Origin of the sequence: Actinomadura sp. 9N407, assembly GCF_044326315.1 — a bacterium.
Classification (GTDB): Bacteria; Actinomycetota; Actinomycetes; order Streptosporangiales; family Streptosporangiaceae; genus Spirillospora.
Map to the genome: position 1 here is coordinate 13,205 of NZ_JBIRAW010000056.1, position 26,090 is coordinate 39,294.

The following is a 26,090-nucleotide window of genomic DNA, read 5'->3' on the forward strand; positions in this document are numbered from 1 at the left end:
GCGGGCCATCGCCGTGCCCGCGGGGCGCGTTCTTCGCGGCCGGTGGGTGAACGGCTACTACGATCGCCGGTATGCAGGATGTAGCGGTGATCATCCCGGCCAAGGACGAGGGCGACCGGATCGCGGCGACCGTGAAGGCGGCGCTGGGGCTGCCCGGTGCCGATCTGGTCCTGGTGGTCGACGACGGCTCGGCCGACGGTACGGGGCGTACGGCGAAGGAGGCCGGGGCCCGGGTCGTCCGGCACAGCCGCAACCGCGGCAAGGGAGCGGCGATGGAGACCGGCGCCGAGGCCGTGGCGCTGCTGGACGAGGGCCGCGAGCAGCCGCGCCACCTGCTGTTCCTGGACGCCGACCTGGCCGAGACCGCGAGCGAGGCCGCGCCGCTGGTGGAGCCGGTACGGGCCGGGGACGCCGACATGACCATCGCGGCGTTCTCCAGCACGGTGAAGCTCGGCGGGCACGGTCTCGTCGTACGGCTCGCGCGTGAGGGCATCAAGCGCGCCACCGGCTGGGAGGCGACCCAGCCGCTGAACGGGCAGCGCTGCCTGACGCGGGCGGCGTTCGAGGCGGCCAAGCCGCTGGCGGCTGGGTTCGGGGTCGAGACCGCGCTCACCATCGACCTGCTGCGCCAGGGGTTCCGGGTGACCGAGGTGGAGGTTCCGCTGGCGCACCGCGCGACCGGCACCGACTTCCGGGCGCAGGTGCACCGGGCCCGGCAGTTCCGGGACGTGGGGAGGGCGCTGGCCGTACGCGAGCCTGCCGTCGCCGTGCGGCTGGACCGGTTCCGGGGCCGCCGGCCGTGACATCGTCGTCGCCCCGTCCCTGGCAGGGGCCCGCGGGGCTGGGTGCGATCGCGGCGAGCATCGGCTGCTTCCTGCTCACCGCGCTGCTGGGCCCCTCCGTCATGCAGCCCGCGCTGCCGGGCCTGCCGGGGCAGCCGCCCTTCTCGCTGGACGTCCATCCGTCGCCGTACCTGGTGATCGGGCTGGTCGTCGCGGGGATCCTGGCGGGCGGCGGCGGGCTGGCGCTGTGCCTGACCGCGGTGGCCAGGGGCTGGCGGTGCCGGCCGATGCCGCTGGTGGTGGCCGGGGTCCTGGTCGCGGGCGCGTTCGCGTTCCTGCCGCCGATCGGCTCGGGCGACCACCTCAACTACGCCGCGTACGGGCGGATGGTCGCCACCGGGCACGACCCGTACGCCACCCGGGCGGTGGACCTGCCCGGCGACCCGGTGATCGACGCCGTCGAGGAGTGGCGCCGGGCCCCGTCGGTGTACGGGCCGATCGCGACCGCGCAGGAGGCGTTCGCGTCGCGGATCGGCGGCGAGTCGATGCGGCTCACGGTCTTCGTGATGTCGCTGATCAACTCGCTGGCGTTCGTGCTGACCGCGGCCGTCCTGTACTGGACGTCCGGGACCCGTGAACGGCGGCTGCGCACCGCGCTGATGTGGACGTTCAACCCGCTGCTGCTGTTCCATCTCGTGGCGGGCTCGCACAACGACACGCTGGCGATCGCGCCGATGGTCGCGGCGCTGGCCGTCTTCACCGGACGGCGGCGGGAAGGTTCTGACAAGGCGTCGCGTGCTCCCTGGACGCGGTCGCTGGCCGCCGGGGCCCTGGTCGGGGCGGCGATGGCGATCAAGTTGCCGGCCGGGCTGGTCGGCGGTGGTCCCGCGTGGGTGCTGCTCGCCCGGTGGCGGCGGACGCGCGAGCGTGCCGTGCTGTGGCGGCTGGCCGCGCTGTTCGGAGGCGCGGGCGCGGTGGCGGTCGTGACGTTCGCGCTGGCCGGTCCGCACGCGTTCGACCAGGTGGCCAGGGCCGCGAACTCGGTGTCGCTGGCCACGCCCTGGCATCTGGTCGATCTGCTGCTGGGACGCGGCGGGCACCGGACGTTCATCAAGATCGGCTTCGTGGTGCTGCTGCTCGTGCTGCTGTGGCTGCTGGCCAGGGCGCTGCCGCGCGACGGCGAGCCCGGCGTGGCCGGCGGGGAACGGGACGAGGCCCGCCGGATCGCCGCCGCGCTGGTGCTGGCCTGGCTGTTCGCCGCCCCGTACGAGCTGCCCTGGTACGACGGATTCGCGTGGGCGGCGCTGGCGCTGCTGGCGTGGTCGCGGTTCGACTGGCTGCTGCTGGCCCACACCACCGCGATGAGCCTGGCCTACCTGCCCGCGCGCGATCCCAAGCTGATCGGCCTGCCGGGCAATCTGGAGTGGCTGGTCACGGTGGTCCGGGGGTTCGTCATCCCGGTGCTGACGACCGCGATTCTGATCGCTCTGATTCTTGAGTGCCGGCGCCGCCGTGATCCCGTTCCAGCGCCCGTACGCTCGCCGCGAGCATCAGCGGAGTCGCGAGGCTGAACGCCACCGACAGGATCACCACGCCGGAGTCGTTTACCAGCGTGCCCGCGACGCCCATGGTCAGCGCGGACAGCAGCGCCGGGCGCATGGTGGCACTGTGCGCGTACGCGCGGTCCAGCAGCGGCGTGCGCGCCTTGATCGGACGGACCAGCGCGAAGAACAGGAAGCCGACCGCCCCGGCCAGCGGGATGATGAACGGCCAGTAGCCGAGGCTGCGCAGCATCGCCTGGAACTTGCGCGCCACCGTTTCCCAGGCGTCGCCGCTCACCAGGTCCTGCCAGAACCGGCCGAGGTGGGTGGGGGTGGCGCTGCGGGCGTTGAGGTACGAGATCAGCAGCACCAGCGCGGCCCCGGCCAGGCAGAACACCGCCAGCCGGGTCGCCGAGACCCGCTTGCCCGCGATCATCAGCCCGAGCACGGCGAACGCCGGGACCATCGCGAGGACGCCGCCGAAGTCGGCGCCCCAGGCCGGCAGCCCGTCCACCGCGACCGCGACGACGCCGATCACGGCCACGATTCCGACCGCGAGCCACTTGCGCCCGGCCCGCAGCGGGTACTCGGCCAGCCAGGCCGCCGACAGGATGGTGGCCACCGCGAACAGCGAGAACGCCTGGTTGCCGAAGCCGTAGAACCGCCCGGCGACCAGCGCCGTGTAGCCCATCAGCGCGTTCAGTTGCAGGCCCGACCCGGTCATCACGTCCACCGCGAGCACCAGCGCGGTCACCCCAGTGATCACCAGTGCGGGCGCGGTGACCGAGCGCCGCCACGGGCCGGCCACCGCCACGCCCGCCAGCAGCCCGGCGAAACCGACGACGGCGCAGACCAGCGCGGGGGCCGGATGGCCGGCCTGCCACCAGGGGAGCAGGCCCGCCAGGAACGTGGCGACCGGGGTGGCGCCGCCGACCAGCGCGACGATCCGGGTCCCGGCGAGGATCTTGGCTCGGGCCTCGGGCGTACTGCTGCGGCGCCGCCGCAGCGCCAGTGCCGCGAGCCCGTACAGGAGCAGTTGGGCCCCGGCGAGTACCCACCAGAAGGTCGGCTGGATGCGGCGGATGGCCTGCGCGGCGACGTCGGCGTTCTCCAGCTTCTCGACCCGCTCGGCCACGCTCATCTGCGTGGGCTGCGTCCGCCAGGCGGAGCCGACGGCCTGCTTCGGCTGCGGCAGGCCGAGGGTCTTGAGCACGGTCGCCGTGACATCGGTCAGCGTGACCATGCCGGGCTGGCGGGTCGCGCTGGAGGTGAGGAGGCCTTCGCCGTACGGGCCGTCCGGCGCGTACGCGATGGCCGTCCGCAGGTGGGGCGTGAGGCCGTTGTCGGAGAGGCCCGCCACCAGGATGTTCGTACCGGCGGGGACCGAGGAGACGACCTGCGCGACGCGGCGGTCGGTGGCGGACGCGGCCTCCCTGCGGTCGTCGACGGTCACCGGTACCTGGTCGCCGTCGGCGTCGACACCGGCGTCGAGGTACGCGCGGAAGACGTCGTCCATGTCCACCGCCGACAGCGGGCAGCGCGCCCAGTCGGCGGCCGTGACCTTGTCGACGGACGGCCGGTAGTGATCGACCCGTCCCGAACCGTCGGCGAGCCCGAACACCGCGCCCGGGCCGACCGCCAGCGTGCAGCCACCGGCGCCGTGGACCGTGTCACCGAGGAGGCCGGTCCGGGCGTGGTAGTCGCCGCCTCCGTTGTCCTTCTTGATCTCGGCCCAGCCGGGGGCCGACGCGCCGCCCGCGGCGGGCGGGCTCGTTCCGGGCGGTGTGCTCTCGCCGGGCAGGATCGGGTTCGCCGGGAGCATGCAGTCGCCCCGCGGCAGCCGGGCCCGCTGACCGGCCGACACCGTCAGCCAGCCGTCGGTGGGGCAGGTGTTGGCCTTGGTGGTGCGCACGCTCAGGCTGCCGCTGGAGCCCTGTCCGGCCAGCCGCCACAGCGTCGGGGTCGCCTTCTCCCCGACGTCCTTCCACATCAGCCCCGGAATGCCGATGACCACCGTGCGTCCCGACGGAGCCGCGGCCTGCGGAGGGGCCGCGGCGGAGGTGCCGCCCGCAGCGGCCGCCGCGGTGTCCGCTCGGGCCGGTTCCGCGAGCGTGACAGTGCTCATGACCGTGGCCATGAAGAGGGCCGTCACCAGGGTGGACACGGCGGCGAGGAAAACGCTGATCTTCAGCCCCCGCGCCATGGCGTCCAGGCTACAGCTCTCTTGCCGGGGGCCGCCCGCCGTTCCCGATCATGCCCGTTCCGGGACCGGGCCCGCCGGCTCGGGGACTCTTACCGGGGGACTTACGCCAGGATGGGGGGCATGGGCGAAGGCAATGAGGTCCGTGGCGCCGCCGGCGGCGCCGCCGACAGGGCCGCGGACGGCGCTGCCGTACGGGCCGCTGCCCGGAGGTTCGCGCGGCGGTGGAGTACCCCGCCGGAGCTGCTGATCCTGCTGGCCGGGATCGCGATCGTCGTGGTGACCGTGGCACCGATCGTGGTGTGGTGGCTCACCAATCCTCCGGACCAGCGCCTGGTCGACCTGGAGGTCTACCGGGACGGCGGCCGCGCGATCCTGCGCGGCGCACCGCTGTACGAGGTGCTCACCCAGCCGCCGCAGCTGCTGCCGTTCACCTACCCGCCGTTCGCCGCGCTGCTGGCGGTGCCGTTCACGATCATCTCCTGGACGGCCGCGCAGTGGCTGTGGATGGTGCTGCTGTACGTGGCGCTCGCGGTCGTGGTCTGGTACTCGTTCCGCGACCTGATCCGGCGGACCGGGCGCTGGGCTCCGGTCGCGATGGGCACCCTGCTCGGTGCCACCGCCTGGATGATGCCGGTGTTCGACCAGGCCAGGTTCGGGCAGGTCGGGGTGCTGCTGATGGCGCTGTGCCTGGCCGACTGCGCGCCCGGCCGGACCCGCTGGCCGCGCGGCGTGCTGGTCGGGCTGGCGGTCGCGATCAAGCTGGTGCCCGGGGTCTTCCTCATCTACTTCCTGATCACCGGCCGCCGGGACGCGCTGGCCAACGCCGTCATGACGGCCGGGGCCGCCACGCTGGCGGCGTTCGCGCTGCTGCCCCAGGACTCGGTGGACTACTGGTTCGGGGCGCTGCTGGAGGGCGGCGACCGTACCGGGGCGATCAACGGCACCACCAACCAGGCGATCAACGGCATGATCGCGCGGATCTACCTGCCCGACCCGTTCGGCTCGCTGGTGTGGCTGGTCCTGCTCGCGGTGATGGCGTACTTCGGGTTCCGGATGACCAGGCGCGCCACCCTGCTGGGCGACGATCTGGCCGCTTCCGGCACGCGCCCTGTGGACGCGCACAGCCTGCGGCTGGCGGGCGTCGCGATCGTGGGGCTGCTCTCCGTGCTGCTGTCCCCGGTGGGCTGGATCCACCACTTGGTGTGGATGGTCCCGGTGATCGGCGCTCTGGTGGGAGATGGGCGGGACACGCGAAGATGCCGGATCGCGGCCGTGGCCTGGGTCTGGTTCCTGTTCCCGCTGCCATGGTGGGGGGCCAAGCTGATCAGCCTCCAGCAGGGCCTGATCACCAAGGTCCCGGGCAAGATCGTGCAGGACGCGTTCGGGCTGGCGGCCGTGATCATGGTGGTGCTGCTCGGTCACTGGCTGGTCAAGCGGCTCGGCCGTACCGAAACGGTTCGTGAGGATCCTTCGCGCGACCCGGCGGAGGTCGGTACGCTCGCCCCGTGATGCTCGTCGCGATGACCGTCGCCGGAGTGGTGGCAGGCGTGGCCGGACTCTCCATCGCCGTGGTGGCCCACAACCGGGTCAACCAGGTCGTCGAAGAGTGCGCGGACCTGCTCAGGCGCCAGCTCCAGTCCGCCGGCGGCGGGCCCGACCGCCAGGCGCTGCGCGATCTCGCCATCGTGCACTACGACGCGCTCAAGGAGATGTCCGGCCACCGGTCCTTCTCGCTCGCCATGATCAACGCCAATGGCGACGGCGTGGTGCTCAGCTCGATCAACGGCCGTACCGAGACCCGGACGTACGCCAAGGCCGTCCGCGACGGCCACCCGATCGAGTCGCTCTCGCCCGAGGAGAACCAGGTCCTGCGCGCCGCCCGGCTCGGCAAGGGCCCGGTCATCTCGATGGCCGACCCGCTGGCCGACTTCGGCAACGGCGCCAGATCCCCGTCCCCCACGCCCTGAGGGCCGCCGCACACGGAACGCGGGAAGCCGCCCCGTAGACTCGGTGCTCTCCACACCCTTCTCGCCGCACACCCGCCCGCGCGCCTCAGACGTCGGGCGGGAGGAGCCATTTGATGCCACAGCGATACGCGTACCTCGGGCCGCAGGGCACCTTCACCGAGGCCGCGCTGCACTCGGTCCCGGACAGCTACGGCGCCGAGCACCTGCCGTACGCCACCGTTCCCGCGGCACTCGACGCCCTGCGCCGGCACGACGTGGACGCCGCCGTCGTGGCCCTGGAGAACTCCGTCGAGGGCTCGGTCCCGACGACCGTCGACGAGCTGGCCACCGGCGAGCCGCTGCAGATCGTCGGCGAGATCCACCTGCCGGTCTCGTTCGCCCTGCTGGTCCGGCCGGGCACGGCGTTCGCCGACATCAAGACCGTCGCCTCGCACCCGCACGCGCAGCCGCAGTGCCGCCGCTGGCTGGGCGAGTACGTCCCGGACGCCGAGTGGCGCGCCGCCACCTCCAACGCCGAGGCCGCCCAGCACGTGGCCGACGGCCACTACGACGCCGCCCTCGCGGGCTCGTTCGCCGCCGCCCGCTACGGCCTGTCCATCCTCGCCGAGGACATCCACGACGTCGCCGACGCGGTCACCCGCTTCGTCACCCTGCGCCGCCCCTGCCCGCCCCCGCCGCCCTCGGGGATGGACCGGACGACCGCCGTCGCCCTCATCGGCGACGACCACCCGGGCGCGCTGATGGAGATCCTGCAGGAGTTCGCGATCCGGGGCATCAACCTGACCCTGATCCAGTCCCGCCCCACCGGCGCCGGCCTCGGCTCGTACCTGTTCTGGCTGGACTTCGAGGGCCATGTCGCCGACGCCCGGGTCGGCGAGGCGATGATGGGCCTGCGCCGCGTCTGCGCCGACGTCCGCTTCCTCGGCTCGTACGCCCGCGCCGACCAGGTCCGCCCCGAGATCCGGCGCGGCACGCACGACGCCGACTTCACCGAGGCCGCCGCCTGGCTGGAGTCCGTCCGCTCGGGACAACCCCACGCCTGAACGGGCCCTCGGCCGGGCCGACCTCGCGATCGAGGGGCCGGGCGACGACGTGGATGTCCAGTAGGGCGCCGCGTACGCTGCGGGGATGACGACGTTCGACGCGTACGAGCGGGAGTTGTGGGCCGGGCGGGCACCGGCCTACCAGCAGGGGTTCGCGCGACTGACCGCGTACACCGCGGGGCCGCTGCTGGACGCGGTGAAGGCCGGAGCCGGTACGAGGCTCCTGGACGTGGGGACCGGCACCGGGGTCGTGTCGGCGGAGGCGGTACGGCGGGACGTCGACGTGTCGGCCATCGACGCGGACCCGGGGATGGCCGAAACGGCGGCACGGAACGTCCCGGGCCTGGACGTACGGGTCGCGGTGCTGCCCGAGGTGCCGTTCGAGGACGCCGCGTTCGACGCCGTGGTCGGCAACTTCGTGATCAACCATGTGGGCGAGCCGGGCGTGGCGCTGCGCGAGCTGCGGCGGGTGCTGCGGCCCGGCGGGCGGCTGGCGCTGACCTGCTGGGAGATGCCCGGCAGCGGTGCCCTCGGGATCGTCCGCGAGGCGATGGACGAGGTCGGCGTGCCCTGGCCGGACGACCTCCCGGTGTCGCCGTTCATGGAGTACGGGCAGCGCGCCCCGTTCAGGGAACTGGTACGCGGCGCCGGATTCGGTGAGGTCGAGGTGGAGCCGCTCACCTGGAACCACGTCGTCGATCCGCAGGAGTGGTGGGAGAGCTGCGCGCTGGCGCGGGTCGGCAGCAACGGCGTGATCCTCGCCCGGCAGGAGCCGGCCACCATCGACCGGATCAAGACCGCCTATGACCAGATCATGACCCGCTATACGGTGACCGCCGACCAGGTGTCCCTCCCCGCCCACGCCCTACTCGCCACCGCCACCCTCCGTTGACTCGTGGCGGGCGGAAACTCGCGCGCTTGCGGGGTCTTGTGGCGGTAGCCTCGGGTCTGTGATTGACCTGCGAGCTCTTCGAGAGGATCCCGAGCGGCTGCGCGCCTCCCAGCGCGCCCGCGGCGAGGATGAGAACGTCGTCGGCACCCTGCTCGACCTGGACGAGCGGCGGCGCGGCGCGCTGTCGTCGTTCGAGCGGCTGCGCGCGGACCAGAAGAGTTTCGGCAAGTCGGTCTCCAGGGCGCAGGGGGACGAGCGGCAGGCGCTGATGTCCCGCGCCAAGGAGCTGTCGCAGCAGGTCAAGGAGGCCGAGGCGGAGGCCGACCGGCTCGGTGCCGAGCTCGACACGCTGCTCAAGAGCGTGCCGAACGTCATCGAGGAGAGCGTCCCGCCCGGCGGCGAGCAGGACTACGTGGTCCTGGAGCACGTCGGCGAGCCGCCCGCGTTCGACTTCGAGCCCAAGGACCATCTCGAACTGGGCGAGAGCCTCGGCGCGATCGACATGGAGCGCGGCGCCAAGGTGTCCGGGGCGCGCTTCTACTACCTGACCGGGATCGGCGCGCGGCTCCAGTTCGCGCTGCTCAACCTGGCCATGGAGCAGGCGATCGAGAGCGGCTTCGTGCCGATGGTCCCGCCGGTGCTGGTCAAGCCCGAGGCGATGGAGGGCACCGGGTTCCTCGGCGCGCACGCCTCCGAGATCTACCAGCTGCCCGCCGACGACCTCTACCTGGTGGGGACGTCGGAGGTACCGCTGGCCGGCTACCACATGAACGAGATCATCAGCGATCTGCCGCGGCGGTACGTGGCCTGGTCGTCCTGCTTCCGGCGGGAGGCCGGCTCGTACGGCAAGGACACCCGCGGGATCATCCGGGTACACCAGTTCGACAAGGTCGAGATGTTCTCCTACTGCGACCCCGCCGACTCCCACCAGGAGCACCTGCGGCTGCTGGAGTGGGAGAAGGAGATGCTCGCCAAGGTCGAACTGCCGTATCGCGTCATCGACGTGGCGGCCGGAGACCTGGGCACGAGCGCGGCCCGCAAGTTCGACTGCGAGGCCTGGGTACCGACGCAGAGCGCCTACCGCGAGCTGACCTCGGCGTCCAACTGCACCGAGTTCCAGGCCCGGCGGCTGTCGGTACGGCACAAGGACGGCAACGGCAAGAACCAGCCGGTCGCCACCCTCAACGGGACCCTGGCCACCACCCGCTGGATCGTCGCCATCCTGGAGAACCACCAGCGGGCCGACGGCTCGGTCCATGTGCCCGAGGCGCTGCGCAAGTACCTGGGCGTTGACGTCCTGGAACCCCTCAAACGCTGATCGTCGGGGATGACCGACCCATCGCCTAAGGTGTGTTCCAGTTGCCCACGAACGGGGCGCGGTGGGACTGGAAGGTGACATGTCGGACTTCACGCCACGGCTGATCGCCACCGATCTCGACGGGACCATCGTCCGCTCCGACGGTACGGTCTCGGCCCGTACCGTCGCGGCCCTGGGCCGGGTGGAGCGCGCCGGGGCCACCCTCGTCATGGTCACCGGGCGGCCGCCCCGCTGGATGCACGAGATCGCCGGCGCGGTCGGCCACCACGGCGTCGCGATCTGCGCCAACGGGGCGGTCGTCTACGACCTGCACACCGAGCGGATCCTGCGGACCAGCATGATCGAGCCGCAGGTCATCGCCCAGGTGGTCGAGCGGCTGCGGCAGGCCGTACCGGAGCTGCGGTTCGCCGTGGAGTACCCGAGCGGGTTCGTCTTCGAGGCCCGCTACAACCTGGGCCGCTGGGACGCCGAAGCGCTGGGCGGCCGGCCCGTCGACAACGACACCCTGGTCAGCCGCAGCGGCACCAAGCTGCTGGCCTTCCACCCCGGCGCCGACCCCGACTCGCTGGCCGCCAAGGCGATCAAGGCGGTCGGCGACCTGGTCACCGTCACCCACTCCTCCGGCCGCGGCCTGCTGGAGATGAGCGCCCAGGGCATCACCAAGGCCAGCGCGCTGGCCGAGTTCTGCAACGAGCAGGGGATCACCTCGGCCCAGGTGGCCGCGTTCGGCGACATGCCCAACGACCTGCCGATGCTCACCTGGGCCGGGACCTCCTACGGCGTGGCCAACGGGCACCCCGACGTCCTGGCGACGGTCACCTTCACCGCCGCCAGCAACGACGAGGACGGCGTCGCCCAGGTCCTGGAGAAGATGTTTCCGTAGCGGGGCCCTTGGCGGGGCCGAGCCTCGGCCGGGGCCCTACAGGTACGGGCCTGAGGTGTGGCGGGGGCCGGGCTTCTCCTCTTCGGCCGGGACCATCCCGGCCGGAAGCGCCCGCCGCATCTGCTCCAGCTGCTGCCGCGCCGCCATCTGCTGGGCGAACAGCGTGGTCTGGATCCCGTGGAACAGCCCCTCGAGCCAGCCGACCAGCTGGGCCTGCGCGATCCGCAGCTCGGCCTCGCTGGGCACCTCGCCCTTGTCGAACGGCAGCGACAGCCGCTCCAGCTCGTCGATCAGCTCCGGCGCCAGCCCGTCCTCCAGCTCCTTGATGGACGACTGGTGGATCTCCCGCAGCCGGGCCCGGCTGGCCTCGTCCAGCGGTGCCGCCTTCACCTCGTCCAGCAGCTGCCGGATCATCCCGCCGATCCGCATCACCTTGGCCGGCTGCTCGACCATGTCCGTGATCGACTTCTCGCCGGACCCGCCGTCGCCGCCCTCCATCGCGATCCCGTTCGGACCGACCACGAGGACCTGCGGCTCCTTGTCGTTCTCCGAAGGCTGGTTCATGTTGTCTCCCGTCTCCCGTCTCACGCGCTCAGCAGAATTTTGCCGATGTGACCGCTGTCCTCCAAAATCCGATGGGCCTGGGCGGCCTCGGCCATGGGGAACGTCCGGTCGACGATCGGCCGTACGGCCCGCGACTCCAGCAGCGGCCACACGTTCTCGCGTACCGACGCCACGATCGCGGCCTTCTCGTTCAACGGACGGGCCCGCAAGGACGTCGCATGCACGGCCGCGCGCTTGCGCAGCAGCGCGTTCAGGTCCAGCTCGGCCTTCGTCCCGCCCTGGAGCCCGATCACGACCAGGCGGCCGCACGCGGCCAGCGACTCCACGTTGCGGGCCAGGTACTTGGCCCCCATGTTGTCGAGGACGACGTCGTACGGGCCGTACCGGACGAAGTCGTCCTCGCGGTAGTTGATCGCCGTCTCCGCCCCGAGCTCCCGGCAGCGGGCCGCCTTCACCTCGGTGCCCACCGTGCACAGCACCCGAGCCCCGTGCGCCCGCGCCAGCTGGATGGCCATCGTCCCGATGCCGCTGCTGCCCCCGTGGACGAGGAACGTCTCGCCCTTCTGCAGCTTCGCGAGCATGAAGACGTTCGACCAGACCGTGCAGGCCACTTCAGGAAGTCCTGCGGCCTCGACCAGATCGACCCCCTTGGGCACCGGCAGCAGCTGGCCTGCGGGTATCGCCACCCGTTCGGCGTATCCTCCCCCGGCCAGCAGCGCGCACACCTCGTCCCCGACCTGCCAGCCGGTCACGCCTTCGCCGAGCGCGGCGACGCGTCCGGAGACCTCCAGCCCGGGGTACGGGGACGAGCCCGGCGGCGGGTTGTAGAACCCCTGCCGCTGCATCACGTCGGCCCGGTTGACCGCACTGGCCACCACGTCGACGAGCACCTCGCCCGGCCCCGCCTCGGGGTCGGGTACCTCGGTCCATTCCAGGACGTCGGCGCCTCCAGGCTCACGGATCACGATCGCATGCATACCGATCACGCTACCGGGCGTACCGGGGGTCCACGGGATGCGCGCTGGGTTGCGTGGTAATGGCACACGGGGAGGTATCGGTACACAGGTATCCTGCGATGGGCCGACGCCTACCCGCTCCTGAACCCGACTTTGTGGCGCGGCCGAGGGGAGAGACGGTGGCAAGGAACGATCACGACGGACGCTCCCTGGAGGAGCGTCTGGCGTCACTGGACGCGATGAACAGCGAGGCCACAGGGCCGTCCGCTGTCCCGCCCGCGCCCAAGCCCGCCGCCGGCGAACCCGTCCCGCCCTCGGAGGACGCGGCCGGTTCAGAGAGTTCGGGGAACATGGAGAGCTCAGAGAGTTCAGCGAATCCCGAGAACCCTGCGAACGCAGAGGGTCCGGATAACGATGAGGCGACACTCGTCGAGCCGGGCGAGCAGGTGGCCGCCTCCGAAGCCCGGCAGGGATCGGCGCCGCCCTCCGAGTCCGAACTGAACCCCTGGCTGGCCGCGCCCCCACCGTTCCAGGGCGGCCCGCCGCTCGGACCCCCTCCGGGCCCGCCTCAGGGCGACCCGCCTCAGGACGGTCCCCCGCAGGGCGGCCCGCCTCAGGAGGGCTTCACCCCTCCCGGCGAGAACGCGGGCTTCACCCCTCCCGGCGAGAGCGCGATGCCTCCGCCCCCGGGTTTCCCGCCCGCGTACAACGACTTCAACGCCCCGCCCCCGTACGCGGCCCCTCCGCCGCCTCCGTACCAGGGCGGCCCCATGCCGCAGCCCTTCGACGGCGGAATGCTCCCGCCCCCCTACGCCGGGAACTTCCAGCAGCCGGACCAGGGGCCCCCGCCGCCCCCGTACCAGCAGCCCCCGCTTCCCCAGCCTCCCTCGAACGAGCCGCACCCCCCGTACAACGAGGGCCAGCCCCCGTTCGGTGAGGGCCAGCCCCCGTACAACCCGAACCAGCCCCCGTTCAACCCGAGCCAGCCGCCCTACAGTGAGGGTCAGCCGCCGTTCACGCCCGCTCCGTTCCCGGAGGGGCAGCCTCCGTTCAACGCGAACCAGCCCCCTCTTCCGCAGCCGCCCTTCCCGGAGGGCCCGCCGCAGCAGCCGGACGGCGGGAACGCTCCGTACCAGCCTCCGAATCAGCCTCCGAGCAACGGCCAGGGCGCTCCGCCGCTTGAGCAGTTGCCGCCGTTCCCGCCTGGGCAGTTCGGTCAGCCAGAGCCCCCGCAGGGACTGCCGCCCCAGCCTCCCCAGGGCGCATCGCAGTACCCGCCGTACGGGCCGGCCGATCAGGGCGAGCAGGGCATGCCGCCCCAGCCTCCTCAGGGCGGCGTCCCGTACAACGCCGGTCAGGCGCCGCCGCAGCAGGGGTACGGGCCGCCCGCGCAGATTCCTCCGGCGGACCACCTCATCCCGGGTATGTCCCCGAACCCGTACCAGCAGGGCTACGAGCAGCAGGCATACGAGCAGCAGGGCTATCCCCAGCAGCCGCCGCAGCCGGAGACCGCCGAAAGCCTCAGCTCGGAGAACCTGCTCGGCGAACGCCGAATCGCGCCGTCCTCAGGATGGCGCCGGGCCGTCTACAAGGCGACCGCGGGCAGCGTCCACCCGGGTGAGTCGCAGACCGAGTCGCGCCGCAAGGACCTGATCGCCCGGGCGCGCCAGCCGGTCGGCGGGGGACACCACCGGGTGGCCGTCATGTCGCTGAAGGGCGGCGTCGGCAAGACCACCACCACGACGTGCCTCGGCTCGATGCTCGCGTCGATGCGCGGCGACCGGGTCATCGCGGTGGACGCCAACCCCGACCGCGGCACCCTGTCCGACAAGGTCAAGCTGGAGACCGCGGCGACCGTACGGGACCTGCTCAACGGCCGCGAGCAGATCCACCGCTACGCCGACGTCCGGGGCTACACCTCGCAGAACGTCGCCCGTCTCGAGGTCCTCGCCTCCGACCGGGACCCGGCCGTCAGCGAGGCCTTCAGCGCCGAGGACTACTCGGCCGTCGCCGTCGTCCTGGAGCAGTACTACTCGATCTGCATCACCGACTGCGGTACCGGCCTGCTGCACTCGGCGATGGCCGGGGTGCTGAGCCTGGCCGACCAGCTCGTCCTGGTCAGCTCGCCCTCGGTCGACGGCGCCCGTTCGGCCAGCGCCACGCTCGACTGGCTGGAGGCCCACGACCACGGCCATCTGGTCCGCAACGGCGTGGTCGTGCTGTCGATGGTCCGCAACCGCACCCGCAGCCAGGTGGACCTGGACAAGCTCCAAGCCCACTTCGAGAGCCGCTGCCGGGCCGTCGTCCGCATCCCGTACGACGACCACCTGGAGGAAGGCGCCGAGGTCGAGCTGGAGGCCCTCGCCCCGCACACGCGCGAGGCGTACCTCAACCTCGCCGCCGTGGTCGGCGACGGCCTCGGCTACCAGCGCCCGCTCGGCGAGTAAGGCCCGTCCCCTGCCCGCGTCCGCGCGGGCAGGGGAGGCCACGCGGGTGAACGGCCGGCTCGGGCGAATGGCCGGCGAACGCCCCGAGCAGGCTCGGCCAGGAAAGATCCTGCTGAGTGAGACGGCCCGATGCGGGACGACGGTGATATGCCGCACAGTCGAACCTGAGCAGGCGTCCCACCGAAGGAGCCCATGCATGGCCGGCTGGAGTCATCGGTACGCGCGGATCAATGGACTCGACGTCCATTACGTCGAGCAGGGTGAGGGACCGCTCGTCGTCCTCCTGCACGGCTTTCCCCATACGTGGTTCAGTTGGCGCCACCAGATCGGTCGTATCGCCGACGCGGGCTTCCGCGTCGTGGCGCCCGACATGCGGGGCATGGGGCAGACCAGCGGCCCGGACGACCATCACGAATACACCGTCGACCGGATCGTGGGCGACCTCGTCGGTCTGCTCGACCATCTGGGTGCGCGGCAGGCGGTTTTCAGCGGGCTGGACTTCGGCCTGTTCTCCGCCTACGACCTCGCGCACCATCACCCGGACCGGGTCGCGGCGATCATCGGGCTGGAGAACCCGTTCTTCACCCCCAGCACCAAGTCGCCCCTGACGCTCGCGGCCAAGCAGGCGAAGAAGCATTTCAACCACATCCACTACTTCATCGAGCCCGGTGTCGCCGACCGCGATCTCGCCGCGGCGCCTCGCGAATTCCTGCGCAAGGTGTTCTACGCGCTCTCCAGCGACTACCACTATCTCGATGTCTGGCGGAAACCACCGGGCACCACCTATATCGACGCGCTCCCGGAGACGCCGCCGCTGCCGTGGTCCTGGCTGACGGAAACGGAACTGGAGTTCTACGTCGCCGACTACAGCCGCAGCGGATTCACCGGCGGGCTGAACTGGTACCGGGCCATGGACCTCGACTGGGAGTACCGCAAGTCGTACGGGGACGGGAAGACGACGGTCCCGTTCTACTTCATCGGCAGCGAGCAGGACGTCGATCTGGAGGCCTGGCACGGCCCCGATCCGCTGGACAAGCTGAACGACCACCACGGCGACCTGCGTGCCGTACGGATGATCAAGCAGGCCGGCCACATGATGCAGTTGGAGAAGGCGGAGGAGACGACGGCCGCGATGCTGGAGTTCCTCACCGCCAGGCAAGAGGAGAGCGAATGGGCCTGACCGAAGACCGGGTAGCACTGGTGACGGGTGCCAGCCGCGGTGCCGGTAAGGGCATCGCGCTGGCCCTGGGCGAGACCGGGGCCACGGTCTACGTGACCGGACGTACCCGTTCCGCCGGCGACGCGGACCTGCCGGGAACGGTCGCCGCCACCGCGGAGGAGATCACCAGGCGGGGCGGTGTCGGCATCCCGGTGATCTGCGACCACTCCGACGACGCGCAAGTGGAAGCCTTGTTCAAGCAGGTGGAGCGCGAGTCCGGCAGGCTGGACATCCTCGTGAACAACGCGTTCACGATCCCGGACGGACTGACGGCCAAAGGTCCGTTCTGGGAGAAGCCGCTTGCCCTGCAGGACATGTTCGACGTAGGAATGCGTTCGGCCTATGTGGCCACCTACTACGCGGGTCCTCTCCTGGCCAAGAACAAGGCGGGCTTGGTCGTCAATACTTCCTCGTTCGGCGGCAGTTGCTATATGCACGGCCCCGCCTACGGTGCGGGGAAGGCCGCCGTGGACAAGATGGCTCACGACATGGCGGTGGACTTCAAGCCGTACAACGTCGCCGTCATCTCACTCTGGATGGGCCTGCTGAAGACCGAGCGCAACACCGCGCTCTTCGACTCCGTCCCGGACCGCTACAAGGGGATCGCCGCCACCGCCGAGTCCCCGGAATTCAGTGGCCGGATCATCGACGCCCTCGCCCGCCATCCGGAACTGATGAGCTGGAGCGGCCAGGTCCTCATCGGTGCCGAACTCGGCGAGCAGTTGGGCGTCGTCGACACCGACGGCAAGCAGCCAGCGTCCCACCGAGCGGTCCTGGGAGACCCGCCCACCTACAGCAAGTCGGTGGTCGAGTAACCCATTGCGGGGGGCGCGTACGCGCTGAGCAGGGCGGAGGCTGTGGGATTCGAACCCACGGGACGGGGGATACCCGCCCAGCGGTTTTCAAGACCGCCGCACTCGTCCACTATGCGAAGCCTCCTGAGCAGCCACCACGATAGCGGGTCGCCTGCCGAAGTGATCCGTTACCCTCGTCCGCATGTCTGAGACTCCGAAAGACCCGGCCGGGACCACGCACCAGTTCCAGAACTTCGCCGCGCAGCGGCCGGCCGAGAAGTCCTCGAAGGTGAACGCCGGACTCGTCGTGGGCATCGTCGCGGTGGTCGCCGTCGTCGTGATCGTGGCGATCCTGCTCATGATGATGCTCTGATCCCTGCCGGGGCCGGAGGATCGGGGGCCGAGCGTCAGCGGCCGGACGCCGAGAAGTGCTGGTAGTCCTTGGTGCCGTCCCAGTCGCCGCCCCAGCCCCAGCCGATGGAGGCGAACGCCTTCACGACCTTGTCGCCGTCGTGGATCACGCCCGGGTCGCGGCGGTCGCGGTCCCTGAACTTGACGCAGTCCTTGTGGGCGACCTTGCCGCTCGCGGTGACGTAGGGGTTCTCGCACGGGTTGATGTCGACGGCCGTGCCGTAGGCGTGCTGCGACCAGTTGCCGGACCCGGTGGCGTTGCGGCAGTTGAACGCGGACGTGTTGTTGGCCTCGATCGAGTCGAAGTCGTCGCCCTTGTAGGCGTCGACCGGCTCCATGCGCTCGATGGGGTAGCGCGCGTCGTACAGCTTGCGGAAGACCTTCACGAGGTCCTCGGCGTGATCGGCGTTGACGACGAGCCGGCCGCCGGTGTGTGGCTTGTCGTCCATGCCCCAGTACGTCATCTCGATCATGCGGAGGCCCGACGGCGCGACGGGGCAGCCCTTGCGCCAGGAGTGCGGGAGGTCCTTCGCGGTGACCTTCTTGATCTGGGACTGGAAGCCCTGCGGGCTCGCCTCCGGGCTGCTCGGCCGCGCGCCGGTGGCGGTCGGCGGCGGGGCCGGGCTCGTCGGCTCCGGGTCGGAGTCGCGGCCACATCCGGTCACGGTGGTGGCGAGGGTCGTCACGAGAACCGTTGTGCTGATAAGCCGTCTGCCTGGCATGACGGCAGGATCGCACGTCGAGGCGGCTTCGCGTGGGACCCGGTATTCGCTACGGTGCGTCTGAGGGCGTGCCCGTCGTAAGGGGACGGGGGCGAGCACGCCACGCCGATCCGTTCACCCCGAGCCGGGGTCGACCCCCGGCGTTCCCCCGGCCAGGGAGCCGGCATGGGCGATCCTCAGGAGCATCCCAGCCTGGAAGACGACATCTTCGCGGTCGCGTCCTCGGTGGAGTCCGAGCGGGACGGGCCGCTGCTGCGGCTGAAGTGGCGCCGTTTCGACATACCGCCGCGCCGTGACCTCGCGCCCGCCGTCGGCGGATTCCTCACGTTCCTGTTCGTGGACGCCGTGATGATGTACGCGCCGCTCATGATGAGCCGCAGGCCCAGCCTGCTGCCGCAGATGGTGACGCTGCTGGTGCTGGCGTTCGGCCTCGGCGGGCTGCTGGTCGTGAAGGTACGGGGAGTGTGGCGGCCGTTCGGCTTCGGCATGATGCTGGGCTGGGTGTTCCTGACGCTGGTCTCGGTGGGCTTCCTCACCGGCCTGACGCTCTAACGAGCCTCGCTCTAGCCGGCCGCCGCTCTAGCCCACTTCGCCGATGCGCTTCACCACTTGGGTGAAGGCGCGGCCGATCGCCGCCAGGTCGTCGGGGTCGATGACGTCGACGAAGAAGTTCCGTACCGTCTCGACATGGTCGCGGGCGGCGCGTTCGAGGGTGGCGTACCCTTCGTCGGTCAGGTGCGCGAACACGCCGCGCTTGTCGTTGGGGCAGTTGTCCCGCCTGACCAGCCCCTTGGACTCGAGCCGGGAGCAGGTGTGCGAGAGGCGGCTGCGGGACTGGCTGGCGTGGGCGGCCAACTCGGCCATCCGCAGGCGCCGGTCGGGTGCCTCGGAGAGCCGGACGAGGATCTCGTACTCCGCGACCGACAGCCCGTGGCCGGCCTTCAGTTCGCGGTCCATGATCTCGTTCAGCCTGACGCTGCCGTCCACGTAGGCCCGCCAGTCGAGCTGTTGGGTGGCGTCGAGCCAGCGTGGTTCGCTCATACCGTGCAGTATAGGTGCATGTTGAAAGTTCAACCAAATTCGTGTAGTTTATCTTTCAACTAACTACCGAAGGAGAGCCCGATGCCTGCTGTCATGGCGGATCCGCTCACGCTGCCCCGGTTGCCGCGCCTGCCCGAGAGCGAGACGGGCTGGCGCCGCGTCGCCAAGGTCGTCACCGCTCAGCGCCACCTCGAGGGCGAGGGCTTCCAGGTACGGCGCCCCTTCCCCGGTACGGATCTACCGCTGGCCGACCCGTTCCTGTTGCTCGACCACATGGGAGCGGTGGAGTACGCCCCCGGCGAGGCGATGGGGACGCCCTGGCATCCGCACAGAGGGTTCGAGACCGTCACGTACATCATCGACGGCGCGTTCCAGCATCAGGACACCAGTGGTGGCGGAGGGCTCATCTCGGATGGCGCGACCCAATGGATGACGGCCGCGTCCGGTATTCAGCACATCGAGCAGCCGCCGCCGGAACTCGTCGCCAAGGGCGGCCTGTTCCATGGCGTCCAGTTGTGGGTGAACCTGCCGCGCGCCCAGAAGTGGGTCAAGCCCCGCTACCAGGACATCGAGGCACGCGATGTGAAGCTGCTCGCGGCCGATGACGGTTCCTCGCTCGTACGGGTCATCGCGGGCTCGCTGGCCGGATACGACGGTCCGGGCGTCACGTACACGCCGATCAACTACCTGCACGCGACCGTGGCCCCCGGGGCGCGGCTGGCGTTGCCGTGGCCGCGCGAGTTCAACGCACTGGTGTACGTCCTGTCCGGGCGCGGCACCGCAGGTGTGGAGGAGATCGGGATCGACGAGGGCCAGATGGCGGTGTTCGGAGGCTCGCAGCACAAGGGCGAGGGCGACGGACTGCTGCTGCGGGCGGCCGACAGCCAGCCGCAGGGCAGCCCCAACGGCTGGGAGATCCTGATCCTGGGCGGTCTGCCGCTGCGGGAGCCGGTCGCGCGGTACGGGCCGTTCGTGATGAACACCCGCGAGGAGATCGTCCAGGCGTTCGACGACTTCCAGGCGGGACGGATGGGGACGATCCCGGCGGAGCACGTTCCGCATCTGTCGAGTGCGGACGAGTCGTTGGAGTGATTCGGGTGACGGCCGCCTCCCTGTGCGCTACTGTGTTCGAATAGTCGAACACAGGTTCGACCAGCACGTTCGCACGCATGCGCGCCCGGGGAGGTGGCAACGGTGGCGACGGTGACCGCGATCGGCCGGGAAGCCGACCTCGATACGAAGGCGCGCTGCCGGGGGCGGCGGGACGCGCACGCGACACGCCGTACGAGTTTCTACGCAAATCTACGGCCTCAGCTATATCGGCTCATAGAGTCCGAGAGCGTGGACCCCGTGCGCAATCCCTACGCCCCCGGTGCCGGGCAGCGCCCCCCGGAGCTGGCCGGCCGCGACCGTGAGCTACGGCAGTTCGAGGTGGTGCTCGAACGCGTGGCGCGCGGCCGTCCCGAACGCAGCATGATCGTCACCGGACTGCGCGGCGTCGGCAAGACCGTGCTGCTCAACGCGTTCCGTTCGATGGCCATCCAGCGGCTGTGGGGGACGGGCAAGATCGAGGCCCGTCCCGACCAGTCGATCCGCCGCGGCGTCGCCTCGGCCCTGCACATGGCCGTACGCGAGCTCGCCCCCCGGCACCGCGCCCCCGACCGCATCGAGGAGTTCCTCGGCGTGCTCAAGGCGTTCGCCCAGGCGGGCGAGGAGCCGAGCGGCGGCCGGGGCAAGGCCCGGGTGCACCGCTGGCAGCCCGGCATCGACGTCCCGGCCTCGCGCGGCCGCGCCGACTCCGGCGATCTGGAGATCGACCTCACCGAGCTCTTCGTGGACGCCGCCTCGGTGGCCACCGACGTCGGCGCCGGCATCGGGCTGTTCGTCGACGAGATGCAGGACATCCCGGCCGACGACGTCTCCGCGCTCTGCGCCGCCTGCCACGAGCTGTCCCAGGTCGGCGGTCCGCTGATCGTGGTCGGCGCCGGCCTGCCGCACCTGCCGGCGGTCCTGTCGGCCAGCAAGTCCTACTCCGAGCGCCTCTTCCGGTACGCCCGCATCGACCGGCTCGACCGCGAGTCCGCCGACCACGCCCTGATGGCCCCCGCCGGACGCGAGCAGGTCACGTTCACCCCCGAGGCCCTCGAAGCCCTCTACGGCGCGGCCGACGGCTACCCCTACTTCGTCCAGGCGTACGCCAAGGTCGTCTGGGACGTCGCACCCGACACGCCCATCACCGCCGACGACATCAAGGTGGCGGCCCCTGAGGCCGAGACCGAGCTGGCGGTCGGCTTCTTCGGCAGCCGCTACGAGCGGGCCACTCCGGCCGAGCGCGACTACATGCGCGCGATGGCGATGCTGGGGGACGACCCCGTCGCCACCGCCTCCGTGGCCGACGAGCTGGGCCGCAAGCCGTCCAGCCTCTCGCCCGCTCGGGACGGCCTGATCAAGAAGGGCCTCATCTACAGCGCCGAACGCGGCCTGGTCGCGTTCACCGTTCCGCATTTCGGCAAGTTCCTCCGCTCCCAACCCGCCTGACCTCGGATCGGGCCCCTGCTCATCACTTTCTATCTCTCTCTAGCGATCTTGCTAGAGAGTCGTAGAAAGCTCCATCGACGCTGCTCTCCAGCGAAGTATCCGTCGCTCTTGGTCAGGCCCTAGAGGGGCCTAGATTTCGCGATCGTCGATCCTCGCCTTCTCTACCGATCTCTAAAACCGTCCCTAGAGACCCGTATAGAACGCCAACTCCACCTGGCCCCCAGCGAGACCTACCGGCGAAATCACTCGTGCGAACGAGGTGATCATGGCTCGTACCGGCCGATACTGGGTGAATGTCGGATCGGTTCCGCGGTTTCGGTCTCCCCACCCGGCTGCGTGCGGGTGACGGCCGTCTTGTGGACGTGCTCGTCGCCGCGGCGGTCGCCGTCCCGGTGTTCGTACCGCTCGCCACGGCGCCGGAGGTGACGCCGCTCGGCGTGGCGTTCAACCTCGGCACGGTCGTGCCGCTCGTGTGGCGGCGGCGAGCGCCGTTCGCGATCGCGCTGGTCGTGGCGTGCTTCGCCATGGGGGTGTCGCTGCATGACCGTCCGGGCCAGGCGTTGCAGTACGGCGCGCTGGTGGCCATCTACACCCTCGCCGCCCTGGGGCGGCATCGCTGGCAGCGCTGGGGCTTCATCGGCGTGCTCGTGGCGACGATCCCGCCCGGCGCGCTGCTCATCAAGAAGAACGACGCGGGCGAGTTCATGTTCACGCTGCTCCTGCCCATGACGGCGTTCCTGCTCGGCACGCTGGCGCGGACCGCGCGGGAGCGGTCGAACGCGCTGCTGGAACGCTCCGCGCAGCTCGAACGCGAACGCGAGGCGCTCGAACGTGAACGCGAGGCCGAGGCGGCGCGGGCGGCGGCGGAGGAACGGGCCCGCATCGCCCGCGACATGCACGACGTGCTCGCGCACGCCGTCAGCATCATGGTCGTTCAGGCCGAGGCCGGCCCGGTGGTGGTCCGCACCGATCCCGAGCAGGCCGAACGGGTCTTCGACGCGATCGGCGACGCGGGCCGGGACGCGATGGCCCAGCTGCGCCGCATGCTGGGCATCCTCAAGGAGGAGCAGGACCACGGTGAACGCGCGCCCCAGCCGACCATCGGCACGCTTCCCGGCCTGGTCGAGCACGTCGACCGCACCCAGGTCCACGTGCGGCTGGCGGTCGAGGGAGTGGCCCGCGACCTCCCCTCCGACGCCGACCTGGCGGCGTACCGCATCGTGCAGGAGGCGCTCACCAACACGGTCAAGCACGCCAACGCGCGGGTGGCCGAGGTCCGGCTCCGCTGGACCGACCACGAACTGGAGATCACGGTGACCGACGACGGGCAGGGCCACGACGAGAGGGACCCGGGCTGGCGGCGGGGCGGCGACGGCCTCATCGGCATCCGGGAGCGCGTCGTCGCCTGCGGCGGTACGGCCGAGGCCGGCCCCCTGCCGGACGGCGGGTTCCGCGTCTTCGCACGGCTCCCCTACGCCGCGACGGTGGTCGCGTGATCCGGGTGGTGCTCGCCGACGACCAGGAGCTCGTCCGGAGCGGTTTCGCGATGATCCTGAACGCGCAGCCCGGCATCGAGGTGGTGGGCGAGGCGGGCGACGGCGCCGCCGCGATCGCCGCCGTAGGGGAACACGACCCCGACGTCGTGCTGCTCGACATCCGGATGCCGGGCGTGGACGGCATCGACGCCGCGAAGGTCGTGTGCGCGGAGACCCGGACCCGCGCGATCATGCTCACCACGTTCGATCAGGACGACTACGTCTACGACGCGCTCTACGCCGGTGCGAGCGGGTTCCTGCTCAAGGACGTGCGCCGCGACGACCTCGTGCACGCGGTCCGGGTGGTGGCGGCGGGGGAGTCGCTGCTCGCGCCTGCCGTCACCCGCCGCCTCATCTCCGACATCACGCGCAACCGCCCGCGCGCCGGCACGACCACCTCAGACCGCCTGTCGGTCCTGACCGAACGGGAGCGCGAGACCCTGCACCTCCTGGGCCGCGGCCTGTCGAACGCGGAGATCGCCGCGGCCATGGTCGTCAGCGAGCACACCGTGAAGACCCACGTGAGCAACGTCCTGGCCAAGCTCGGCATCCGCGACCGTGTCCAGGCCGTCATCGCCGCGTACGAGACCCGGCTGATCGAGCCTGCCTGAGGCGGCGGCTCCGTCGCACGGGGGAGTCGCGACCGGGTCCTCCCCCGCGTCACCGATGCTCGAAGACCGCCCGCGGCGGCGATCCGCCCGGCCGCCGGTTCCCCGAAGATCGAGAGTGTAAGAACGCAGGTCTCGAACCCCAGGGAACCGCTCATGACCAGGATCGCCTTCCATCTCGCCCCCGCCCTCATGCTCGCGTACGGTGTCGTCCGGCTTGTCGACGGCCGTGACGGGCAGCACGGGCCAGGACCCGCCTGGACGGTGGGCCATCTGCTCTTTCTCGCCTCCCTCCTGCTGTACGGCGGGGTGATCGCCGGACTGTACGGCCGTGTCCGGGCCACGGCCGGCGGCACCGCACGCCGGGTCGCGGCAGGCGTCACGGCCGCGGTCGCCGCCTTCGGACTGGTGACGTTCGTCCGCGTCGCGATCATCGACATCGTCGTCGGCCTGCAGGCTGCGGACCCGGCCGAGAAGAGCATGCTCGCCGACCGGTACGCCGACCTCCCCGCCGTACTTCCCCAGGCCGTCTACGAGATCGGCCCGATGTTCTTCATGATCGGGCTGCTCGCGCTGCTCGTCCAGTTCGCGGTCGTCACCCCGGGACGGAAGGCGGTGGCCGCACTGAGTCCCGCCCTGGTCGCCCTCGGCTTCGCCGGCATCACGCTCGATCTGGACCTGCTCCCGGCCGGTGCGGCGCTGATCTGGCTCGCACTCTTCCTGTCCACCCGCGAGCCGTCCACCCGCGAGCAGAGCCCGTCCTCCCCCGCGTACCCCCGGGCCGAGGCCCGCGTGGCGGCCTAGCCGGACGCGGGACCGACACACGGATCTGCTGGAACGGATCTGCTGGACACGTAGGTCTACTAGGACACCTAGGGGAGCACTCATGATCAAGCAAAAGCGTGCGCTGGGTCGCGCACTCACTCTGGCCGTGGCCGCCACTGTCGCGGTGACCGCGCTGACCGGCACCGCCGCGGCGCAGGCCGGTGATACTGCGGCCGGAGTCGGCAATGGCGCTGACCAGGCTCGGCTGCGTCAGCTCATGCATCGGCTGACCACGGTCGACGGCGGGCCTGGAGCGCTCCTCCACATGCGGGATCGGCGCGGCGACATGGTGCTGACCAGCGGCGTCGCGGACGTGAACACCCGTGCGCCGGTTCCCCGCGACAGCAGTTTCCGGATCGGGAGCATGACCAAGCCGTTCGTGGCCACGGTCGTACTCCAGCTGGTGGGAGAGCATCGCATCTCGCTCGATGCGGCGGTGGAGCGCTACCTGCCCGGCGTCGTCCGTGGAGAAGGCAACGACGGGCGGAAGATCACCGTCCGCCAGTTGCTGCAACACACCAGCGGCGTACCCGACTACCTCGACCACCTCGACCCGCGGGAGATCCTCAAGGACCCGCTCGCCCACCACGACACGAGTGATCTGGTGAAGCTCGCCCTCGCACACCCGCCGGTCTTCGCGCCCGGCGCCGGCTGGGGCTACTCCAACACCAACTACCTGCTGGCCGGCATGCTCATAGAGAAGGTGACCGGCCGCACCTGGGGCGTGGAGATCCGCCGGCGCATCATCACCCCGCTGGGCCTGCGCGCGACGTCCGTGCCGGGTGACGCCTTGGTGATCCCTGGACCGCACCCGCGCGGGTATGCGCGACCGGGACAGGACGCGCCGCTCCTGGACGTCACCGCGTTCAATCCGTCGGTCGCGGGCGCGTCCGGCGAGATGATCTCCAGTGGTGCCGATGTCGGCCGGTTCCTGGGTGCGCTCGTCGACGGCCGGCTGCTGCGCACTGCCCAGCTGCGGGAGATGATGCGGACCCGGCCGACAGGCGACTCCGGCGGTCGGGCGTACGGCCTCGGCCTGGAGAGCAGGCGACTGCCCTGCGGCGGTCTGTACTGGGGGCACGGCGGTGACATCTTCGGATACGAGACCGCGGCCGGCGCCACGGTCGACGGCGGCCAGGCGACGATCATGGTGAACCTCGACCCGGGTGGTTCGGACGCGCAGAGCGACGACATGAAGAACGCCGTCCAGACGGCGCTCTGCCGGGATCGGTCGAGGGCCTCTCGGTAGCGCATCCCCCGAAAACATCCATGCTGGCTGGGCAATCACCCACTTTGCGGCCTGTCGGATCAGTGCGGTTACTTCGGGTGTTGTGGGTATAACGCGGTGTGTTCGCGCCGTTGGAGGCGCGCTTTCTGTTCAGGGGGAGACATGAAGAACCGCGGTCAGCGGCAGGAACGGCCGGAAGAGGGTCGGTACGCCTCGTCCCGCCGGGAGGACCGGGACGAGATGGCGTCATCCCGGCCGGAGAACGAGGACCTCTCCTCGCCGCGGCACGAGGACCGGCTGACGTCGGGTACCGAGAACGAGTTCTCGTCCGAACGCGACGAGCAGGGTCCCTTCGCGACCCGCCGCGACGCCGACGACGCCCGCGAGCGCGACCGCCGGCTGGACGACGCCGTAGACAGCTGGTGATCTCCGCCGTCACGCGACGATGACCCGAGGGCCGCATCCGCCCGTACGACCGCGGATGCGGCCTTCGCATGGCTCCAGTGCCCCCTTCGCCGCGCCGCCCCTTCCGTTGACTCGTGGCGTGTTCGCCCTTCGCAGCGCTGGAAAAGG

25 protein-coding genes and 1 tRNA gene are annotated in these 26,090 nt (G+C 71.0%); 20 read left to right on the forward strand and 6 right to left on the reverse strand.

The window, feature by feature from the left end; translation table 11 throughout:
• Window positions 1–71: 71 nt before the first annotated feature.
• Entirely contained in the window at window positions 72–803 is a 732-nt protein-coding gene (locus tag ACH34Q_RS45600; RefSeq protein WP_395989512.1) for a glycosyltransferase family 2 protein, read from the forward strand.
• Complete coding sequence (gene mptB, locus ACH34Q_RS45605; RefSeq protein ID WP_395989513.1) at window positions 800–2,353, forward strand: polyprenol phosphomannose-dependent alpha 1,6 mannosyltransferase MptB; 1,554 nt, start codon at window positions 800–802, stop codon at window positions 2,351–2,353. The genes ACH34Q_RS45600 and mptB overlap by 4 nt, the downstream gene beginning before the upstream one ends.
• On the opposite strand, the gene ACH34Q_RS45610 is transcribed toward mptB, so the two are convergent.
• Window positions 2,235–4,526, reverse strand: coding sequence for a hypothetical protein (locus ACH34Q_RS45610; RefSeq protein WP_395989514.1), 2,292 nt, complete (start codon window positions 4,524–4,526; stop codon window positions 2,235–2,237). The genes mptB and ACH34Q_RS45610 overlap by 119 nt on opposite strands.
• Window positions 4,527–4,646: 120 nt before the next feature.
• Between ACH34Q_RS45610 and ACH34Q_RS45615 the strand changes: the two genes are divergently transcribed.
• From ACH34Q_RS45615 to ACH34Q_RS45640, 6 genes are all read left to right on the forward strand, one after another.
• Entirely contained in the window at window positions 4,647–6,035 is a 1,389-nt protein-coding gene (locus tag ACH34Q_RS45615; RefSeq protein ID WP_395989515.1) for a glycosyltransferase 87 family protein, read from the forward strand.
• Window positions 6,035–6,493 carry a DUF4446 family protein gene (locus tag ACH34Q_RS45620; protein WP_395989536.1) on the forward strand — a complete coding sequence of 153 codons (459 nt, stop codon included), beginning with the start codon at window positions 6,035–6,037 and terminating at the stop codon, window positions 6,491–6,493. Before ACH34Q_RS45615 ends, ACH34Q_RS45620 begins: the two co-directional genes overlap by 1 nt.
• Window positions 6,494–6,606: 113 nt before the next feature.
• A complete protein-coding gene (gene pheA, locus ACH34Q_RS45625; RefSeq protein ID WP_395989516.1) occupies window positions 6,607–7,536 on the forward strand; it encodes a prephenate dehydratase in 930 nt (309 codons plus the stop codon).
• Window positions 7,537–7,621: 85 nt separating this feature from the next.
• Window positions 7,622–8,428, forward strand: a complete 807-nt coding sequence (locus tag ACH34Q_RS45630) for a class I SAM-dependent methyltransferase (RefSeq protein ID WP_395989517.1) — start codon at window positions 7,622–7,624, stop codon at window positions 8,426–8,428.
• A 58-nt stretch (window positions 8,429–8,486) separates the two neighbouring features.
• The gene (gene serS, locus ACH34Q_RS45635) at window positions 8,487–9,746 is read left to right on the forward strand and encodes a serine--tRNA ligase (RefSeq protein ID WP_395989518.1); all 1,260 of its coding nucleotides are present in this window, start codon (window positions 8,487–8,489) and stop codon (window positions 9,744–9,746) included.
• A 79-nt stretch (window positions 9,747–9,825) separates the two neighbouring features.
• Window positions 9,826–10,629, forward strand: a complete 804-nt coding sequence (locus ACH34Q_RS45640; RefSeq protein WP_395989519.1) for a Cof-type HAD-IIB family hydrolase — start codon at window positions 9,826–9,828, stop codon at window positions 10,627–10,629.
• Between the two features lie 36 nt (window positions 10,630–10,665).
• Here the strand turns inward: ACH34Q_RS45640 and ACH34Q_RS45645 are convergent, their stop codons facing one another.
• Entirely contained in the window at window positions 10,666–11,193 is a 528-nt protein-coding gene (locus ACH34Q_RS45645; RefSeq protein WP_395989520.1) for a bacterial proteasome activator family protein, read from the reverse strand.
• Window positions 11,194–11,213: 20 nt separating this feature from the next.
• The gene (locus ACH34Q_RS45650) at window positions 11,214–12,170 is read right to left on the reverse strand and encodes an NAD(P)H-quinone oxidoreductase (protein WP_395989521.1); all 957 of its coding nucleotides are present in this window, start codon (window positions 12,168–12,170) and stop codon (window positions 11,214–11,216) included.
• Window positions 12,171–12,328: 158 nt separating this feature from the next.
• On the opposite strand from ACH34Q_RS45650, the gene ACH34Q_RS45655 reads away from it, so the two are divergent.
• The 3 genes from ACH34Q_RS45655 (at window position 12,329) to ACH34Q_RS45665 (ending at window position 16,630) form a co-directional block, all read left to right on the forward strand.
• The gene (locus ACH34Q_RS45655; protein WP_395989522.1) at window positions 12,329–14,596 is read left to right on the forward strand and encodes a MinD/ParA family protein; all 2,268 of its coding nucleotides are present in this window, start codon (window positions 12,329–12,331) and stop codon (window positions 14,594–14,596) included.
• 196 nt (window positions 14,597–14,792) lie between these two features.
• A complete protein-coding gene (locus ACH34Q_RS45660; protein ID WP_395989523.1) occupies window positions 14,793–15,776 on the forward strand; it encodes an alpha/beta hydrolase in 984 nt (327 codons plus the stop codon).
• Entirely contained in the window at window positions 15,767–16,630 is an 864-nt protein-coding gene (locus tag ACH34Q_RS45665; protein ID WP_395989524.1) for an SDR family NAD(P)-dependent oxidoreductase, read from the forward strand. Before ACH34Q_RS45660 ends, ACH34Q_RS45665 begins: the two co-directional genes overlap by 10 nt.
• Before the next feature lie 34 nt (window positions 16,631–16,664).
• On the opposite strand, the gene ACH34Q_RS45670 is transcribed toward ACH34Q_RS45665, so the two are convergent.
• Window positions 16,665–16,754: transfer RNA gene (locus ACH34Q_RS45670), tRNA-Ser, on the reverse strand.
• A gap of 57 nt (window positions 16,755–16,811) precedes the next feature.
• On the opposite strand from ACH34Q_RS45670, the gene ACH34Q_RS45675 reads away from it, so the two are divergent.
• The gene (locus ACH34Q_RS45675) at window positions 16,812–16,982 is read left to right on the forward strand and encodes a hypothetical protein (protein ID WP_395989525.1); all 171 of its coding nucleotides are present in this window, start codon (window positions 16,812–16,814) and stop codon (window positions 16,980–16,982) included.
• Between the two features lie 34 nt (window positions 16,983–17,016).
• Here the strand turns inward: ACH34Q_RS45675 and ACH34Q_RS45680 are convergent, their stop codons facing one another.
• Window positions 17,017–17,706: a M15 family metallopeptidase gene (locus tag ACH34Q_RS45680; protein WP_395989526.1), complete on the reverse strand. Its 690-nt coding sequence runs from the start codon at window positions 17,704–17,706 to the stop codon at window positions 17,017–17,019.
• Between the two features lie 201 nt (window positions 17,707–17,907).
• On the opposite strand from ACH34Q_RS45680, the gene ACH34Q_RS45685 reads away from it, so the two are divergent.
• Window positions 17,908–18,294 carry a hypothetical protein gene (locus tag ACH34Q_RS45685; RefSeq protein WP_395989527.1) on the forward strand — a complete coding sequence of 129 codons (387 nt, stop codon included), beginning with the start codon at window positions 17,908–17,910 and terminating at the stop codon, window positions 18,292–18,294.
• Between the two features lie 27 nt (window positions 18,295–18,321).
• Here the strand turns inward: ACH34Q_RS45685 and ACH34Q_RS45690 are convergent, their stop codons facing one another.
• Entirely contained in the window at window positions 18,322–18,783 is a 462-nt protein-coding gene (locus tag ACH34Q_RS45690; protein WP_395989528.1) for a MarR family winged helix-turn-helix transcriptional regulator, read from the reverse strand.
• Window positions 18,784–18,864: 81 nt separating this feature from the next.
• Here ACH34Q_RS45690 and ACH34Q_RS45695 point away from each other — a divergent pair, with 81 nt between their 5' ends.
• The 7 genes from ACH34Q_RS45695 (at window position 18,865) to ACH34Q_RS45725 (ending at window position 25,943) form a co-directional block, all read left to right on the forward strand.
• Entirely contained in the window at window positions 18,865–19,875 is a 1,011-nt protein-coding gene (locus tag ACH34Q_RS45695) for a pirin family protein (RefSeq protein ID WP_395989529.1), read from the forward strand.
• A 249-nt stretch (window positions 19,876–20,124) separates the two neighbouring features.
• Entirely contained in the window at window positions 20,125–21,321 is a 1,197-nt protein-coding gene (locus tag ACH34Q_RS45700; protein WP_395989530.1) for an AAA family ATPase, read from the forward strand.
• A gap of 293 nt (window positions 21,322–21,614) precedes the next feature.
• Entirely contained in the window at window positions 21,615–22,817 is a 1,203-nt protein-coding gene (locus tag ACH34Q_RS45705) for a sensor histidine kinase (RefSeq protein ID WP_395989531.1), read from the forward strand.
• On the forward strand, window positions 22,814–23,467 hold the full coding sequence (locus ACH34Q_RS45710) for a response regulator (protein WP_395989532.1): 654 nt from the start codon (window positions 22,814–22,816) through the stop codon (window positions 23,465–23,467). Before ACH34Q_RS45705 ends, ACH34Q_RS45710 begins: the two co-directional genes overlap by 4 nt.
• A 153-nt stretch (window positions 23,468–23,620) precedes the next feature.
• Window positions 23,621–24,268 carry a hypothetical protein gene (locus ACH34Q_RS45715; protein WP_395989533.1) on the forward strand — a complete coding sequence of 216 codons (648 nt, stop codon included), beginning with the start codon at window positions 23,621–23,623 and terminating at the stop codon, window positions 24,266–24,268.
• Between the two features lie 82 nt (window positions 24,269–24,350).
• The gene (locus ACH34Q_RS45720) at window positions 24,351–25,538 is read left to right on the forward strand and encodes a serine hydrolase domain-containing protein (protein ID WP_395989534.1); all 1,188 of its coding nucleotides are present in this window, start codon (window positions 24,351–24,353) and stop codon (window positions 25,536–25,538) included.
• Window positions 25,539–25,679: 141 nt separating this feature from the next.
• Complete coding sequence (locus ACH34Q_RS45725; protein WP_395989535.1) at window positions 25,680–25,943, forward strand: hypothetical protein; 264 nt, start codon at window positions 25,680–25,682, stop codon at window positions 25,941–25,943.
• Window positions 25,944–26,090 lie beyond the last annotated feature (147 nt).

Excerpts from the sequence above, each read along its gene's own strand:
- ACH34Q_RS45695 (WP_395989529.1), top strand. The coding sequence starts at position 18,865 with ATGCCTGCTGTCATGGCGGATCCGCTCACGCTGCCCCGGTTGCCGCGC.
- ACH34Q_RS45675 (WP_395989525.1), top strand. The coding sequence starts at position 16,812 with ATGTCTGAGACTCCGAAAGACCCGGCCGGGACCACGCACCAGTTCCAG.
- ACH34Q_RS45640 (WP_395989519.1), top strand. The coding sequence starts at position 9,826 with ATGTCGGACTTCACGCCACGGCTGATCGCCACCGATCTCGACGGGACC.
- ACH34Q_RS45600 (WP_395989512.1), top strand. The coding sequence starts at position 72 with ATGCAGGATGTAGCGGTGATCATCCCGGCCAAGGACGAGGGCGACCGG.
- ACH34Q_RS45660 (WP_395989523.1), top strand. The coding sequence starts at position 14,793 with ATGGCCGGCTGGAGTCATCGGTACGCGCGGATCAATGGACTCGACGTC.
- ACH34Q_RS45665 (WP_395989524.1), top strand. The coding sequence starts at position 15,767 with ATGGGCCTGACCGAAGACCGGGTAGCACTGGTGACGGGTGCCAGCCGC.
- ACH34Q_RS45715 (WP_395989533.1), top strand. The coding sequence starts at position 23,621 with ATGACCAGGATCGCCTTCCATCTCGCCCCCGCCCTCATGCTCGCGTAC.
- ACH34Q_RS45645 (WP_395989520.1), bottom strand. The coding sequence starts at position 11,193 with ATGAACCAGCCTTCGGAGAACGACAAGGAGCCGCAGGTCCTCGTGGTC.
- ACH34Q_RS45650 (WP_395989521.1), bottom strand. The coding sequence starts at position 12,170 with ATGCATGCGATCGTGATCCGTGAGCCTGGAGGCGCCGACGTCCTGGAA.
- ACH34Q_RS45630 (WP_395989517.1), top strand. The coding sequence starts at position 7,622 with ATGACGACGTTCGACGCGTACGAGCGGGAGTTGTGGGCCGGGCGGGCA.
- ACH34Q_RS45615 (WP_395989515.1), top strand. The coding sequence starts at position 4,647 with ATGGGCGAAGGCAATGAGGTCCGTGGCGCCGCCGGCGGCGCCGCCGAC.
- pheA (WP_395989516.1), top strand. The coding sequence starts at position 6,607 with ATGCCACAGCGATACGCGTACCTCGGGCCGCAGGGCACCTTCACCGAG.
- ACH34Q_RS45725 (WP_395989535.1), top strand. The coding sequence starts at position 25,680 with ATGAAGAACCGCGGTCAGCGGCAGGAACGGCCGGAAGAGGGTCGGTAC.
- ACH34Q_RS45610 (WP_395989514.1), bottom strand. The coding sequence starts at position 4,526 with ATGGCGCGGGGGCTGAAGATCAGCGTTTTCCTCGCCGCCGTGTCCACC.
- ACH34Q_RS45705 (WP_395989531.1), top strand. The coding sequence starts at position 21,615 with ATGTCGGATCGGTTCCGCGGTTTCGGTCTCCCCACCCGGCTGCGTGCG.
- ACH34Q_RS45620 (WP_395989536.1), top strand. The coding sequence starts at position 6,035 with ATGCTCGTCGCGATGACCGTCGCCGGAGTGGTGGCAGGCGTGGCCGGA.
- ACH34Q_RS45720 (WP_395989534.1), top strand. The coding sequence starts at position 24,351 with ATGATCAAGCAAAAGCGTGCGCTGGGTCGCGCACTCACTCTGGCCGTG.
- ACH34Q_RS45685 (WP_395989527.1), top strand. The coding sequence starts at position 17,908 with ATGGGCGATCCTCAGGAGCATCCCAGCCTGGAAGACGACATCTTCGCG.
- ACH34Q_RS45690 (WP_395989528.1), bottom strand. The coding sequence starts at position 18,783 with ATGAGCGAACCACGCTGGCTCGACGCCACCCAACAGCTCGACTGGCGG.